The organism is Streptomyces sp. WAC00040 (assembly GCF_056835925.1).
Map to the genome: position 1 here is coordinate 333,935 of NZ_JAKQZE010000001.1, position 14,123 is coordinate 348,057.

General features: G+C 71.4%; 14 protein-coding genes. 5 read left to right on the forward strand and 9 right to left on the reverse strand.

Annotation, left to right across the window (positions count from 1 at the left end; genetic code table 11):
• Positions 1-136: 136 nt before the first annotated feature.
• Together MDN94_RS01610 and MDN94_RS01615 are read left to right on the forward strand one after the other, a co-directional pair.
• Entirely contained in the window at positions 137-1,192 is a 1,056-nt protein-coding gene (locus tag MDN94_RS01610; RefSeq protein WP_482724214.1) for a M4 family metallopeptidase, read from the forward strand.
• A 69-nt stretch (positions 1,193-1,261) separates the two neighbouring features.
• On the forward strand, positions 1,262-1,528 hold the full coding sequence (locus tag MDN94_RS01615; RefSeq protein ID WP_005317886.1) for a protealysin inhibitor emfourin: 267 nt from the start codon (positions 1,262-1,264) through the stop codon (positions 1,526-1,528).
• A gap of 42 nt (positions 1,529-1,570) precedes the next feature.
• On the opposite strand, the gene era is transcribed toward MDN94_RS01615, so the two are convergent.
• The 3 genes from era to MDN94_RS01630 form a co-directional block, all read right to left on the reverse strand.
• Positions 1,571-2,512 carry a GTPase Era gene (era, locus tag MDN94_RS01620; RefSeq protein WP_482724215.1) on the reverse strand — a complete coding sequence of 314 codons (942 nt, stop codon included), beginning with the start codon at positions 2,510-2,512 and terminating at the stop codon, positions 1,571-1,573.
• 116 nt (positions 2,513-2,628) lie between these two features.
• The gene (locus MDN94_RS01625; protein WP_441262926.1) at positions 2,629-2,982 is read right to left on the reverse strand and encodes a cytidine deaminase; all 354 of its coding nucleotides are present in this window, start codon (positions 2,980-2,982) and stop codon (positions 2,629-2,631) included.
• A 59-nt stretch (positions 2,983-3,041) separates the two neighbouring features.
• On the reverse strand, positions 3,042-3,935 hold the full coding sequence (locus tag MDN94_RS01630) for a helix-turn-helix transcriptional regulator (protein WP_482724216.1): 894 nt from the start codon (positions 3,933-3,935) through the stop codon (positions 3,042-3,044).
• A 90-nt stretch (positions 3,936-4,025) separates the two neighbouring features.
• On the opposite strand from MDN94_RS01630, the gene MDN94_RS01635 reads away from it, so the two are divergent.
• On the forward strand, positions 4,026-5,429 hold the full coding sequence (locus MDN94_RS01635) for an MFS transporter (protein WP_482724217.1): 1,404 nt from the start codon (positions 4,026-4,028) through the stop codon (positions 5,427-5,429).
• Between the two features lie 413 nt (positions 5,430-5,842).
• Here MDN94_RS01635 and MDN94_RS01640 read toward each other — a convergent pair whose 3' ends face one another.
• The 5 genes from MDN94_RS01640 to MDN94_RS01660 all read right to left on the reverse strand — a co-directional run bounded on the left by MDN94_RS01640 (position 5,843) and on the right by MDN94_RS01660 (position 10,347).
• Positions 5,843-6,199: an MmcQ/YjbR family DNA-binding protein gene (locus MDN94_RS01640; RefSeq protein WP_482724218.1), complete on the reverse strand. Its 357-nt coding sequence runs from the start codon at positions 6,197-6,199 to the stop codon at positions 5,843-5,845.
• Entirely contained in the window at positions 6,196-7,500 is a 1,305-nt protein-coding gene (locus MDN94_RS01645; protein ID WP_482724219.1) for a hemolysin family protein, read from the reverse strand. Before MDN94_RS01645 ends, MDN94_RS01640 begins: the two co-directional genes overlap by 4 nt.
• Positions 7,497-7,994, reverse strand: a complete 498-nt coding sequence (gene ybeY / locus MDN94_RS01650; protein WP_360038459.1) for an rRNA maturation RNase YbeY — start codon at positions 7,992-7,994, stop codon at positions 7,497-7,499. The genes MDN94_RS01645 and ybeY overlap by 4 nt, the downstream gene beginning before the upstream one ends.
• A gap of 12 nt (positions 7,995-8,006) precedes the next feature.
• Positions 8,007-9,023, reverse strand: coding sequence for a PhoH family protein (locus MDN94_RS01655; protein WP_441262930.1), 1,017 nt, complete (start codon positions 9,021-9,023; stop codon positions 8,007-8,009).
• Positions 9,024-9,213: 190 nt separating this feature from the next.
• Positions 9,214-10,347: a carbohydrate kinase family protein gene (locus MDN94_RS01660; RefSeq protein WP_482724220.1), complete on the reverse strand. Its 1,134-nt coding sequence runs from the start codon at positions 10,345-10,347 to the stop codon at positions 9,214-9,216.
• A 202-nt stretch (positions 10,348-10,549) separates the two neighbouring features.
• On the opposite strand from MDN94_RS01660, the gene MDN94_RS01665 reads away from it, so the two are divergent.
• A complete protein-coding gene (locus tag MDN94_RS01665; protein WP_482724221.1) occupies positions 10,550-11,848 on the forward strand; it encodes a glucarate dehydratase family protein in 1,299 nt (432 codons plus the stop codon).
• A gap of 118 nt (positions 11,849-11,966) precedes the next feature.
• On the opposite strand, the gene MDN94_RS01670 is transcribed toward MDN94_RS01665, so the two are convergent.
• Positions 11,967-12,632, reverse strand: a complete 666-nt coding sequence (locus tag MDN94_RS01670) for a TetR/AcrR family transcriptional regulator (protein WP_482724222.1) — start codon at positions 12,630-12,632, stop codon at positions 11,967-11,969.
• Positions 12,633-12,785: 153 nt separating this feature from the next.
• On the opposite strand from MDN94_RS01670, the gene MDN94_RS01675 reads away from it, so the two are divergent.
• Entirely contained in the window at positions 12,786-14,084 is a 1,299-nt protein-coding gene (locus MDN94_RS01675; RefSeq protein WP_482724223.1) for a YncE family protein, read from the forward strand.
• Positions 14,085-14,123: the final 39 nt, after the last annotated feature.

The following is a 14,123-nucleotide window of genomic DNA, read 5'->3' on the forward strand; positions in this document are numbered from 1 at the left end:
CTCGGCGGGAGCATGGGGCCCGTTCCAGTATGCGGGACGACCGACCAGTAACGGTCAAATATGACCTATCACTCCATTTCGCTAACCGATCTCACTTTCCGCGACAGGCCGCATACGCAATGCCACATTGCCGCTCATGGACATTCCCACCCCGGTCTTCTGCGGCATCGTGCCGCCGCACATCCTCGACAAGCTCGCCCGGGCCGACGACCCCGCCGTGTCCGGCCCGGCCCGGCGCACCCTCCAGGCCGACGCCGCGCAGCGCACCGGCCGCCGGCTGACCACGGTCCTGGGCGCCGCGCCGCGCGCGGTCGCAGCCCCTTCCGACGGGCCGCGCAGGACCGTCTACGACGCCCGGGGCGGCAGGGACCTGCCCGGCGTCCGGGCCCGCGGCGAGGGTGAGGAGGCCGTCAGGGACGCCACCGTCAACCGCGCGTACGCGGGCCTCGGCGCCACCTTCGAACTGCTCACCGCCTACGGACGCAGCTCCATCGACGGCGCCGGGCTGCCGCTGGACGCGTCCGTCCATTACGACGAGAAGTACGGGAACGCCTTCTGGAACGGCGAACAGATGGTCTTCGGCGACGGTGACGGCGAGATCTTCCTCGACTTCACCGTCGCGGTCGACGTCATCGCCCACGAACTGGCGCACGGCCTGACCCAGTACACGGCCAACCTCAGCTACTTCGGCCAGCCCGGCGCCCTCAACGAGTCGGTGTCCGACGTACTGGGGTCCCTGGTCAAGCAGCGCACGCTCGGGCAGAACGCGGAGGAGGCCGACTGGCTGATCGGCGCCGGCCTGCTCGCGCCCCGCGTCGAGGGCGTCGCGCTTCGGTCGATGAAGGCGCCGGGGACCGCGTACGACGACGACGTGCTGGGCAAGGACCCGCAGCCGGCGACCATGGAGGGCTACGTCCGCACCGGTCGCGACAACGGCGGCGTCCACATCAACTCCGGCATCCCCAACCACGCCTTCTACCTGCTGGCCAACCGCCTCGGCGGGCGCGCCTGGGAGCGGGCCGGACAGATCTGGTTCGACGTGCTGACCGGCGGGAGGCTGACGGTGGACGCCGACTTCGGCAGCTTCGCCCGCCTGACGGTGGCCGCGGCAGCGGCCCGCTACGGCGAGGGCGAGGAGCACGAGGCCGTGCTCAAGGCCTGGTCACAGGTCGGCGTGAAGACGTCGGACTGACCTCCCGGCTCACCGGAGGCCGGGCGGCCCGACTGTCGCCCGGCCCCGTTCCGTACTACAACGGGAACCATGCGTATCCAGGTAAGGCGTACAGGAGGCTTCGCCGGGATCGAGCGCCTCGCCGAGGTCGACACCTCGGACCGGGCCGATGCCGGCGACGTGCATGCCCTCGCCGCACAGGCGGTGTCCGAGGCCCGTGACACTCCGCCCATCGGCGTCCCCGACGGGTTCAGCTACCAGCTCACGGTCGACGGGCGCACGGTCTACTGCTCCGACCCCCGGCTGACCGACGCCCAGCGGCAGCTGATCTCGCTGGTGCTCAAGGAGGGTTCCTGACGGGGCCGTCCGGCGGATCCTCTCGCCACCGCCGGCCCGCGGTCAGAAGCCGAGCTTGCGCAGCTGCTTGGGGTCGCGCTGCCAGTCCTTCGCCACCTTCACGTGAAGGTCGAGGAAGACCGGCGTACCGAGCAGCGCCTCGATGTGCTTCCGGGACTTCGTGCCGACCTCCTTCAGGCGCTTGCCCTTCGGGCCGATGATGATGCCCTTCTGGCTGGGACGCTCGATGTAGACGTTGGCGTGGATGTCCAGCAGCGGGCGGTCCGCCGGACGGTCCTCGCGCGGCAGCATCTCCTCGACGACCACCGCGATCGAGTGCGGGAGCTCGTCCCGTACGCCCTCGAGTGCGGCCTCGCGGATCAGCTCCGCGACCATGACCTGCTCCGGCTCGTCCGTGAGGTCGCCCTCCGGGTAGAGCGGGGGGCTCTCCGGCAGCAGGGGAATCAGCAGGTCCGCCACCAGCTGCACCTGGGTGTCGCCCACCGCGGAGACCGGCACGATCTCGGCCCACTCGATGCCGAGCTCCTTGCCGAGCTTGTCGACGGCGATGAGCTGCTCGGCCAGCGTCTTGGAGTCGACGAGGTCGGTCTTGGTGATGATGGCGACCTTCGGGGTCTTCTTGATCCCGGCGAGCTCCTTGGCGATGAAGCGGTCGCCGGGGCCGAGCTTCTGGTCGGCGGGCAGACAGAAGCCGATCACGTCGACCTCGGCCCAGGTGGTGCGCACGATGTCGTTCAGCCGCTCGCCGAGCAGGGTCCGCGGCTTGTGCAGCCCGGGGGTGTCCACCAGGATCAGCTGCGCCTCGGGACGGTGCACGATGCCGCGCACCGTGTGCCGGGTCGTCTGCGGCCGCATGGAGGTGATCGCCACCTTCTGGCCGACGAGAGCGTTCGTGAGGGTGGACTTGCCCGCGTTGGGACGGCCGACGAAGCAGGCGAAGCCGGCCCGATGGGGGGCTTCGGAAGACTGGGTACGAGCGCTCATGGCGCCCATTGTCCCTGATGTCACGGGCCCTCGGTCACGCACGCCCGCGCCCCGGCCGTCCCGGCCCCGCCCGGCCGGCCGCGAAGGCCGCCCCGCGGGGCGCGGGCGCGGGCACTTCAGCCCGCGGTGACCGCGGCCTTCAGCTCGCCGTCCGGGCCCGCGAGCAGCACCGGCGTCGCCGCGCCGCCCAGGTCCCGTACCGCCGCCCGGTCCTCGGCGGAGGCGGCGTCGGCGTCGGAGACGACCGCGGCGGCCTCCAGCGACTTGGCGCCGCTGGCCACGGCCATGGCCACGGCGGTCTGCAGCGCGCTCAGCTTCAGCGAGTCGAGAGCCACCGTTCCGGCGACGTAGGTACGGCCGGTCTCGTCGCGTACGGCCGCGCCCTCGGGCACACCGTTACGCGCCCGGGCGCTGCGCGCCAGCGTGATGATCTTGCGGTCCTCGGGGCCGAGGTCGGAGCTCTGCGTCATGCCCAGAGCATAGATCGGCCCCGGAGTCGGCCCGCCGCGGGATGTATGGAGTTCCCGCCTCAGCCCGCGACGGGATACATCGAGCCGCGACGGCCCTCGGGGCTCGCCAACCACTGGAGCTTCGCCGCCGTGTCCGTCGCCGCGTCGGGCACCGGAGTGTGCATCACGATCACCAGGTCCGGCCGGGCCGGCACCCTCAACTGGGTCGATTCCACGACCAGTCGGCCCACGAGCGGATGCTCCATCTCCTTGCGGATCTGCCCGCCGGGCGCCACGTCCCGCCGCTCCCACAGCTCGGCGAACTCGGGGCTCGCCGCCTTGGCCTGCGCGACCACCGTGCGGAACCCCTCGTCGTCCGGCCCCTCGGAGCACGCGGCACGGAACTGGGCGACGACCTGCGGCGCGTTCTGTGCCCAACCGGAGCTGCGGGCGCGGTAGACGGGGTCCGTGAAGTATGCGATCAGACAGTTCTGCACGATGCCGGGCCTCATCCCGAGGACCGCGGCCGCCGCGTCGTTGTACATCACGGTGTTCCAGTAACCGTCCATGATGTGCGCCGGATACGGCATCCACGCGTCGATCAGCCGCCGCAGCCCGGCACACATGTCGCGGTCGCCCGGATCGGTCTCGGGCGCCGGCGGGTTGAGCCCCGCGAGGACATACAGATGGCGGCGCTCGGCGCTGCTCAGCCGGAGCACCCTGCCCACCGAGTCCAGGACCTGCGGCGAGACGGTGATGTCACGCCCCTGCTCCAGCCACTGGTACCAGGAGACGCCGACGCCCGCGAGGACGGCGACCTCCTCCCGGCGCAGACCCGGCGTACGGCGGCGGGCGCCGCCGTCCGGCAGGCCCGCCTCCGCCGGCGTGATCCGTGCGCGCCGGCTCATCAAGAACTCCCGCAACTCGCGCAGCCGGTGCGCCTTCGTCGCGTCGTGCCCCGTCGACGTGGCCACGTACTCCCCCTGTCCGTATGCCTGGTGGTGCGGCCAACAGGATAAGTTCCCGCTCCCCACGGCCGGCCGGACCGCCGGAGGGTCCCATGTATGGCTACCGACACCACACTTCCCTCCCCCGCGGGCACGGCGCCTCCCCGGCTCGACCGGCGGGCACGGCTCGTCCTGTTCGTGCTGTGCGCCGCTCAGTTCATGGTCGCCCTCGACTTCTCCGTGCTGAACGTCGCCCTGCCCGAACTGGGCCGGGACCTCGGGCTCGGCCCGTCCTCGCTCCAGTGGGCGGTCACCGCTTTCGCCCTGCCGTCCGGCGGCTTCCTGCTGCTCTTCGGCCGCATCGCCGACCTCTACGGCCGGCGCAGGCTGTTCCTCACCGGGCTGGCCGTCTTCGGCGCGGCGTCACTGCTCGCGACGTTCGCCTGGGACCCCGCGTCGTTCCTCGCCGGCCGGGCGCTCCAGGGACTCGGCGCGGCCGTCATCGTGCCCACCGGCATGTCGCTGATCACGACCACGTTTCCCGAAGGGCCGCGGCGCGAACGGGCACTGGGCATCAGCGGGACGCTGCTGTCGCTCGGCTTCACCGTCGGTATGCTCCTCGGCGGGGTCATGACGGACACCCTGGGATGGCGCTCGACCATGGGCCTGCTGGCCCTGTTCACCCTGGTAGTGCTGCCGCTCGCGCCCCGCGTGCTGACCGAGTCCCGTACACCGCTGCGGCCGAGGCTCGACGTGCCCGGCGCGGTCACCGTCACCGGTGGTCTCCTCGCCCTCATCTACGCCCTGTCCACGGCGGCCGACCGCGGCTTCGGCGGAGCGGACGTGATCGTCACGCTCGTCGCGGGCGTCGGGCTGCTGACCGCCTTCGCGGTCGTGGAGACCCGCAGCCCGGCGCCGCTGGTTTCGCTGCCCATGCTGCGCCGGCGGACGGTGGCGTTCGGCAACCTCGGCGGCCTCGTCACCTTCTCGATGATGAGCACGGTCGTGTTCGTCCTCACGCTGTACCTCCAGGAGACCCTGGGCCTCCCGGCCTACGTCACCGGCCTGGTCTTCGGTGTGCAGGGCGTCCTGTCCGTGGCGGCCGGCACGCTCGCCCCGAGGATCATCGGACGCTTCGGCGCGCCCCGCGTCCTGGTGTTCTCCCTCGCCGGCCAGGGCCTCTTCGTCGCCGCCCTGCTGGGCCTCGGCACCCAGTCGGGCGCGCTGCTCGCGACGGTGGGCGTCTCGCTGGCGAGCATGTGCCACCTGGGGGCGATCATCTCCTACGGCCTGACCGTGACGTCCGGCGTGCCGGACGGCGAACAGGGCCTGGCGACGGGCCTGGTCACGACGACGCAGCAGGTGGGCATCACAGTGGGCATCCCGCTGCTGGGCGTCCTGGCGACGACGCGGGAGTCGCTGTTCGAGGGCATCCGGGTGGTGCTGGCGATCGACGCGGTGGTTGTGCTGGGCACGGCGGTGGTGGTGGGGGTGGCGCTGCGGGGCATGAGGCGGGGGTGACGCGTCCGCGGGCGGCGCCTGCGGCGGGCTCCTCCCCTCCCCTCCCTTTACGGCCTGGCGGCCGTGGGGGGACCCCCACTTGCCGAAACCGGGCTCCGCCCGGACCCGGCGCGGTGTTCGGGGGCTCTGCCCCCGGACCCCCGCGCCGCAAACGCCTGCGGGGCCCGAGTTGCCGGCGGGGCTGCTTTCGCGGAGCGAATCCAGCCCGCCTGGGGCAACCTCCCACGGCATCCGGGCCGCAGGGGGAGCTTGAGGGCACCGCGCGGAGCACGGGCGGTACGGGGTCCTGGATCTGCGCGCACCGCGCGGAGCACGGGCGGGTCGGGGCCCGGGCCTGCCCCCGCCACGCGGCGGAGCCGCACATCGGTACAGCGGGAACGGGCGGGAGGGAACGGCCCCGCGCGGCGGACCCGCTACCCCCGGTCCAGCCGCAAGCGTTCCGCCCGTGGCAGCCCCGCCACCACCAGGTCGTACGAGTCCTCCACCAGCTCCCGGACCAACCGGTCCGGCAGGCGGCCCACCGTCACCGTGTTCCAGTGGCGCTTGTTCATGTGCCAGCCGGGCACGATCACGCCCGGGTGGTCCGCGCGCAGCCGGACCGCGAGGTCCGGGTCGCACTTGAGGTTGACCGTGAGCGGTGCGGAGTCCAGCGCGCTGAGGGCGAACATCTTGCCCAGCACCTTGAAGACGGACGTCTCCGGCCCGAAGGGGAACTCCTCCACCGCGGCGTTGAACCCGAGGCAGAACGCCCTCAGCTGCTGTGCCTTCATCCGGTCATCCGCTCCTCGGTCACCTGTTCCACCGGCTCGGAGAGCACCGTGACGATCTTGTTCCGGCGGCCGGCGGGGGACTCCGCGGTGAGCCGCAGGGCACGGCCGTCCGGCAGGTCCACGACCGCCTTGGCGCCGGCGATCGGGACCCGGCCGAGCGCCTTGGCCAACAGGCCGCCGACCGTCTCCACGTCCTCGTCGTCCAGCTCGTCGGCCCCGAGGCCGTACAGCTCGCCGAGGTCGCCGATGTCGAGGCGGGCGGTGACGCGGAAGCAGCCGTCGCCGAGCTCCTCGACGGGCGGCAGCTCGCGGTCGTACTCGTCGGTGATCTCACCGACGATCTCCTCGAGGATGTCCTCGATGGTGACGATGCCCGCCGTGCCGCCGTACTCGTCGATGACGACGGCGACGTGGTTGCGCTTCTGCTGCATCTCGCGGAGCAGGTCGCCGGCGTTCTTGGTGTCGGGCACGAACACCGCCGGGCGCATCGTCGTGGAGACGACGTCCGCCTCCGCGTCGCGGTTGACGTGTGTCTTGCGGGCCAGGTCCTTGAGGTACACGACACCGACGATGTCGTCCTCGTTCTCCCCGGTGACGGGGATGCGGGAGAAGCCGGAACGCAGCGCCAGCGTCAGCGCCTGGCGGACGGTCTTGTAGCGCTCGATGGAGACGAGGTCGGTGCGTGGCACCATCACCTCGCGTACCAGGGTGTCGCCGAGTTCGAAGACGGAGTGCACCATGCGGCGCTCGTCGTCCTCGATCAGAGACTCCTGCTCCGCCAGGTCGACCATCGCCCGCAGTTCGGCCTCCGACGCGAACGGCCCCTTGCGGAAGCCCTTTCCGGGGGTCAGGGCGTTGCCGATGAGGATCAGCAGCTGCGGTACGGGACCCATCACGCGGGCCAGCGGCAGCAGCACGTACGCCGCGACGGTGGCCGTGTTGAGGGGGTGCTGGCGGCCGATGGTGCGTGGGGAGACGCCGACGGCGACATAGCTCACGAGCACCATCACGGCGATGGCGACGAGCAGTGCCGCCCAGGTCTCCGCGAACTCCTCGATGCACACGTAGGTGACGAGCACCCCGGCCGCCATCTCGCACGCCACCCGCACCAGCAGGGCGACGTTGAGATAGCGGGTGGGGTCCGCGGTGACCTGTTCGAGCTTGTCCGCTCCGCGGCGGCCGGATCGGACGGCCTCGGCCGCGCGGAAGCTGGAGACGCGGGCGAGGCCCGCTTCCGCGCATGCGGCCAGCCAGGCCACGACGACCAGCGCGACAGCGCCGGCGATCAGTTGGCCGCTCATGAGACGGTCGGCGCAGGAGAGGGGCCGGTGTGGCCCTTCTCCGTCCGCCAGCCGTCGACGATCGCGGCCTGGAGACCGAACATCTCGGCCTTCTCGTCCGGCTCCTCGTGGTCGTAGCCGAGCAGGTGCAGCACCCCGTGGACGGTCAGGAGCTGGAGCTCCTCGTCCATGGAGTGCTGCGTCGGCGCCTCTTCGCCCTGCTTCTTCGCCACCTCGGGGCAGAGCACGATGTCGCCGAGGAGACCCTGCGGGGGTTCCTCGTCGTCCTTGGACGGCGGACGGAGCTCGTCCATCGGGAAGGACATCACATCGGTCGGACCCGGCAGGTCCATCCACTGGATGTGCAACTGCTCCATGGCTTCGGCGTCCACGACGATCACCGAGAGCTCGGAGAGCGGGTGGATACGCATCCGCGCGAGGGCGTAGCGGGCGATGTCGAGGATCGCCTGCTCGTCGACCTCGGTTCCGGACTCGTTGTTGACGTCGATCGACATGGTGCGCGTTGACTACTTCCCGTTTTGGCCGTCGTACTTCTCGTACGCGTCGACGATACGGCCGACCAGCTTGTGCCGTACGACATCCTGCGACGTGAGCCGTGAGAAGTGGACGTCCGGGACGCCGTCCAGGATGTCCTGCACCTGGCGCAGGCCGCTCTTCGTCCCGCCGGGAAGGTCGATCTGGGTGACGTCGCCGGTGATCACGATCTTCGAATCGAAGCCGAGCCTGGTGAGGAACATCTTCATCTGCTCGGGGTTCGTGTTCTGCGCCTCGTCCAGGATGATGAACGCGTCGTTGAGCGTACGTCCGCGCATGTACGCCAGGGGCGCGACCTCGATCGTGCCCGCCGCCATCAGGCGGGGGATGGAGTCGGGGTCGAGCATGTCGTGCAGTGCGTCGTACAGCGGCCGCAGGTACGGGTCGATCTTCTCGTACAGCGTGCCGGGGAGGAATCCGAGACGCTCGCCGGCCTCGACCGCGGGGCGGGTCAGGATGATGCGGTTGACCTGCTTGGACTGCAGTGCCTGGACGGCCTTGGCCATGGCGAGATACGTCTTGCCGGTACCGGCGGGGCCGATGCCGAACACGATCGTGTGCTTGTCGATCGCGTCGACGTAGTGCTTCTGGTTCAGCGTCTTCGGGCGGATGGTGCGGCCGCGGCTCGAGACGATGTTCTGGGTGAGGACCTCTGCCGGGGTCTCCGTCCCGCCCACGCCCTCTTCGGCCGCTCTGAGCATGGCGATCGAGCGTTCCACTGCGTCCTCCGTCATCGGCTGCCCGGTGCGGAGCACGAGCATCATCTCGTCGAACAGGCGCTGGATCAGAGCGACTTCCCGCGCGTCGCCGACCGCGCTGACCTGGTTGCCCCGGACATGGATGTCGGCCGCCGGGAAGGCCTTCTCGATCACGCGCAGCAGGGCGTCACCCGAGCCCAGGACCGTCACCATCGGGTGCTTGGCCGGGACGGTGAAGTGGGCTCGCGCCTGGCCCGGCGCGGGGGTCTGGTCTGTCGGTGTCTGAGTCATGGGCCGGCTCTGTGGCCTGCACATACCTCCCGTTGCAGGGTTCTCGCTGCTCGACAACCTCTGGAACACCAAGGGTACGACGCGCTGCTGACAAGGCCGAAGGCTTTTACAGGACCCGCTCCGGGCCACTCTCCGTCGCCGGCGGGCCCGCAGGGCCCTTTCCACGGCGGAGCGGGCACGGAGTGGCGCGTCAGGCAGAGCGCCCGAAGCCGATCGTCGGGACCGCGCGGCGCAGCGGCCAGGGCCTGGCGGGGGCGGGCAGCAGCCGCTCCAGGAAGCCGTAGCGGCTCAGGGCCGCATGGTCCTGGCCCGACGTGGCCCGCACCTGCTGCCACCAGGCGGCGACCTCGGACCAGCCGGGCGCGGAGAGGGAGCCGCCGAACTCCTGCACGGACAGGGCGGCGGTCAGGCCGGCGAACGCGAGTCGGTCCGCGAGCGGCCAGCCCGCCAGCGTGCCGGTGACGAATCCGGCCACGAACACGTCGCCCGCGCCCGTCGGGTCCAGGGCCTCCACGCTCAGGGCCGGGACCTCGGCGCTCTCGCCGGTGGCGCCGTCGACCGCGTACGCCCCTTCGGCGCCGAGTGTGACGACGGCGAGCGGCACCCGGTCGGTGAGGGCGCGGGCGGCGGCGCGCGGGCAGTCGGTGCGGGTGTAGCGCATCGCTTCCGCCGCATTGGGCAGGAACGCCTCGCAGTGCTCCAGGTCGGCGAGGTCGTCCGGGTCCCAGCGGCCGGACTCGTCCCAGCCGACGTCGGCGAAGACGCGGGTGCCCTTGCGGGCGGCCTGGGCGATCCAGTCCGCGCGGGTGCCCGGCGTGAGGGAGGCGACCGCGGCGCGGGCGGGGGGCGGGCAGTCGGGGGCCGACTCGGAGGGCGGGGCCTCGTGGCCGTGGGTCACCATGGTCCGTTCGCCCTCGTAGGCCATGGAGACCGTGACCGGGGAGTGCCAGCCGGGCACGGTGCGCGAGAGCCCCAGATCGATGCCCTCCCCCTGCTCGAGGGCGTCCCAGCAGTACTCGCCGTAGTGGTCGTCGCCGAAGGCCGCGGCGAGGGACGTGCGCAGCCCGAGGCGGGCGAGGGCGGTGGCCATGTTCGCGACGCCGCCGGGGCTGGATCCCATCCCGCGGGCCCATGACTCGGTGCCGCGTACCGGGGCGGAGTCGAGGCCGGTGAAGATGATGTCGAGGAAGACGCTGCCGGTGAGGTAGACGTCGCAGTCCGGGTCGCCGGGCGCACGAAGGCCCGCGAGGGGATCGAGGCAGGTGCCCGCGACATCGCTCCGGCAGGTCGTCCTGGGCAGTTGCTCTCCGCTGCGAATGGTCACCGTGCGCGCTCCCATAAGTGGTGCAGTTCCAGCCAGTCTGCCCGACGGCACCGACAGTCGGCCGGAAGGAAGTGCCGCGGCCGTGCGGGCGCTTGGTCCGCTTCACCGGCGGAGTACGCACCATTGACGCTCCGACGTTCGCATACCTAACCTTTGTTCTCATACATGCACGGGCTCTGTACGCGATCCCTGGGGAGACAGCATGGGGCAGGACCTGACCGTCAGCGAGGTACGGCTCACCCCGATCCTGGTCGCCGACCCTCCCCTGCTGAACACCCAGGGTGTGCACCAGCCGTACACCCCGCGGCTGATCGTCGAGGTCGTGACGGCCGGCGGTGTGACGGGTATCGGCGAGACCTACGGCGACACCAAGTACCTCGACCTGGCCGCCCCGCTGGCCGACGCGCTGCCCGGCCACGCCGTCTTTGACCTCAACACCCTGCACCGGCTGGCGGAGCGCGTCTGCGGCGACTCGCCGGAGGCGACCGGCGCGGACGCCGTGGACGTCGGGGGGCTGCGCGGCGTACAGACCACGGCCAAGCTGCGCCTGTCGGTGGTGTCCGGCTTCGAGGTGGCGTGCCTCGACGCACTCGGCAGGACGTTGAGGCTGCCCGTTCACGCTCTCCTGGGCGGCAAGGTCAGGGACGCCGTCGACTACAGCGGCTACCTGTTCTACCGCTGGGCCCGGCACCCGAACGGTGCGGGCGAGCCGGACGATTGGGGCGCCGCGCTCGACCCGGCCGGTATCGTCGCCCAGGCCCGGCGCTTCGCCCGCGAGCACGGTTTCACGTCCTTCAAGCTCAAGGGCGGCGTCTTCGAACCGGAGCAGGAGATCGCGGCGGTCCGGGCGCTCGCCGAGGCCTTCCCGGGGCAGCATCTGCGGCTCGATCCCAACGGCGCCTGGTCGGTGGAGACGTCGCTCAAGGTCGCGAAGGAGCTCGGTGGCGTCCTGCAGTATCTGGAGGACCCGGCCGGCGGCACGGCCCGGATGGCGGAGGTGGCCGCGGGCACCGACGTGCCCCTCGCGACGAACATGTGCGTGACCACCTTCGCCGAGATCCCCGAGGCCTTCGCCCGCGGCGCCGTACAGGTGGTCCTCTCCGACCACCACTACTGGGGCGGGCTCCAGGCGACCCGGGAACTGGCCGCCGTCTGCCGGACGTTCGGCGTGGGGCTGTCGATGCACTCCAACACCCATCTCGGCATCAGCCTCGCCGCGATGACGCATGTCGCGGCGGTCGTGCCGAACCTGGACCACGCCTGCGACAGCCACTACCCGTGGCAGACCGAGGACGTCGTCACCGAGCGGCTCACCTTCCGGGACGGCCGCCTGACTGTGAGCGACCTGCCCGGACTGGGCGTCGAACTGGACCAGGAGCGGCTGGCCCGGCTGCACAGGCGCTGGCTGGACGACGACGGCTCCATGCGTGATCGGGACGACGCGGCGGCGATGCGGGCGGCGGAGCCGGGGTGGACCGCACCACCGGTGCCGCGCTGGTGAATGCGGGCCGGCCCGCTGCCCGACGGCCGGTCCGCCACCGGGCAGGGGGCCGCTACGCACCCGCGCCACGCCATGGCCGGACGCCACGGAGTCACCGCCCCGCGGCGCCGCCGGAATGCTACGGAGCCCCCGCCCGCCACGGCACGGCCGGACGCAGGATCCCCAGCAGCATCCGGACCAGTTCGTCGACGAGGTCGTCGAGCGTCGCGTCCACCCACCCGACCGTCCAGTCGTGCAGCAGCCCGTTGACGCTGCCGATGAACGCGGCCGCCGCCACCCGGTAGTCGCGCGGATCCGCCTCCCCGCGTTCCACCGCCGTCGCGGCCTGCGCGCAGATGAATTCCACCCACCGGGACCGGCGCGCCAGCCGCTGCCGCTCCATCTGCGGGCCGACCCCGACGATCTCGAGGAACGTGATCCGGATACGCCGGGGATCGCCCGTCACGTTCGCTGCGTACGCGCGAAAGACGGCCGTCGCCCGCTCCGCCAGCGGCAGGTCGGCGGCCTCCGCGAGCGCGGCGAGCGCCGCCTCCTCCGCCCAGTCGTTGACCTGGAGGTGCAGCGCCGCGAGCACGTCCTCGAGGCTGCGGAACTCCTCGTAGAACTGACGGGTGGACAGGCCCGCCGCGTCGCTCAGCGCCGCCACGGTCGTCGCACGGTAGCCGGGCGTGTCGCCGAACAGCTGGAGGCCGGCGTCGAGGAACCGGCTGCGCCGCTCCGCCCGGCGCTCCTCCGCCGACCTGCCTCCGTAACGGCCGGTGGGCTGTCTGACCCTGCCCGCCACTGGCACCTCCCTCGTCGTCGCGGACCCATTTTCGCGTGTCCGGGGTCTTGTGAAGCCTGCCACCGCTCGTTACTTTCCAGTAGCCCAATCTGAACGGATGCGTTTTCAGACTGCGCCCGCGACATGGGGCCGCCCTTCATGGAAGGAACGACGATGTCTCTGTCCAGCACCAGGCGGGCCGTGGGTGCGGCCGTCGCAGCCCTGGCCCTGGCCGCCACCGGTTCGGTGACTGCGAACGCGGCTCCGGCGGCGCTCACTTCAGGACCGGCGCGCGTCACCGGCCCGGCGGGCGAGCAGGCCGCGGGACTGCGGGAGGTGATGTTCGTCGGCAACAACTGGGACGGCACCGCCGATGTCATCGAGGCCCGGGGCGACTTCGGGAGGATCGGCCGCGTCAACGTGATCCCCGACAAGGAGGAGCGTCTGCGGGAGATCTACCTCGACCCGCTGAAGCTGGCCTTCTTCCTCGGCATCCGCCAGGGCCCCGGGGAGGGGCACGACCAGTTCGTCGACGACATGTACTCGACCCCGGACGGGACCGCCATGGTCGTCTCCCGCCCCAGCTTCGCCGACGTCGTCTCGATCGACCTCGCCACCGGGAAGATCAACTGGCGGTTCCCCGTCTCCGGCTTCCGCTCCGACCATATGGCCGTCTCCCCCGACGGCACGCGCGTCGCCGTCTCCGCCTCGACGTCCAACACCGTGCACGTCCTCGACATCGTGACCGGCGAGCAGACCGGGTCGTTCAAGACCGGCGACAAGCCGCACGAGAACGTCTTCACCGACGGCGGCAGGCGCCTTTGGAACATGTCCATCGGCGAGGTCAACACCGCGCTCGACGCCCCCTGGCTCGACTGGACCAAGGGCGACCGGCGCATCACCGTCGTCGACACGCGGACCTACCAGCAGGTGAAGGTCATCGACATGCGGGAGCGGCTCGACGCGTTCGGCCGCAAGGACCTCTCCGACTCCCTCCGGCCCGTCGCCCTCACCCCCGACGAGTCCACGCTCTACTTCCAGGTGTCGTTCTTCAACGGCTTCGTCGAGTACGACGTGGCCACGGACCGCGTCAGCAGGGTCAAGACCCTGCCGAAGAACCCGGCGACCAGTGAGGACCGCACGACCTGGGTCAACGACTCACGCCACCACGGCATGTCCATGAGCCCCAGCGGCGACAAGCTGTGCGTCGCGGGCACGATGGACGACTACGCCACCGTCGTCGACCGGGCGACCCTGCGGGAGAGCACGCCCGTGCCCGCCTCCAAGCCTTACTGGGCAACCGTCAGCGGCGACGGCAAGTCCTGCGTCATCTCCGAGAGCGGCTCCGACTCCGTCACCGCGATCGACTTCGCCACCGGTAAGAAGGTCGCCTCCGTCGCCGTCGGGGACCACCCGCAGCGGGTGCGCGTCGCCCATGTGCCGGCCGGCTGGACAGGCCCCGCCACCCGCTGAACCGGCCCCGCGCCGAAACGGGAACCGCGCCGCGGACCG

What these genes read in the sequence shown, in the direction of transcription:
- MDN94_RS01610 (WP_482724214.1), top strand. Translation starts at nt 137, where the DNA reads ATGGACATTCCCACCCCGGTCTTCTGCGGCATCGTGCCGCCGCACATC.
- MDN94_RS01615 (WP_005317886.1), top strand. Translation starts at nt 1,262, where the DNA reads ATGCGTATCCAGGTAAGGCGTACAGGAGGCTTCGCCGGGATCGAGCGC.
- era (WP_482724215.1), bottom strand. Translation starts at nt 2,512, where the DNA reads ATGAGCGCTCGTACCCAGTCTTCCGAAGCCCCCCATCGGGCCGGCTTC.
- MDN94_RS01625 (WP_441262926.1), bottom strand. Translation starts at nt 2,982, where the DNA reads ATGACGCAGAGCTCCGACCTCGGCCCCGAGGACCGCAAGATCATCACG.
- MDN94_RS01635 (WP_482724217.1), top strand. Translation starts at nt 4,026, where the DNA reads ATGGCTACCGACACCACACTTCCCTCCCCCGCGGGCACGGCGCCTCCC.
- MDN94_RS01640 (WP_482724218.1), bottom strand. Translation starts at nt 6,199, where the DNA reads ATGAAGGCACAGCAGCTGAGGGCGTTCTGCCTCGGGTTCAACGCCGCG.
- MDN94_RS01645 (WP_482724219.1), bottom strand. Translation starts at nt 7,500, where the DNA reads ATGAGCGGCCAACTGATCGCCGGCGCTGTCGCGCTGGTCGTCGTGGCC.
- ybeY (WP_360038459.1), bottom strand. Translation starts at nt 7,994, where the DNA reads ATGTCGATCGACGTCAACAACGAGTCCGGAACCGAGGTCGACGAGCAG.
- MDN94_RS01655 (WP_441262930.1), bottom strand. Translation starts at nt 9,023, where the DNA reads ATGACTCAGACACCGACAGACCAGACCCCCGCGCCGGGCCAGGCGCGA.
- MDN94_RS01665 (WP_482724221.1), top strand. Translation starts at nt 10,550, where the DNA reads ATGGGGCAGGACCTGACCGTCAGCGAGGTACGGCTCACCCCGATCCTG.
- MDN94_RS01675 (WP_482724223.1), top strand. Translation starts at nt 12,786, where the DNA reads ATGTCTCTGTCCAGCACCAGGCGGGCCGTGGGTGCGGCCGTCGCAGCC.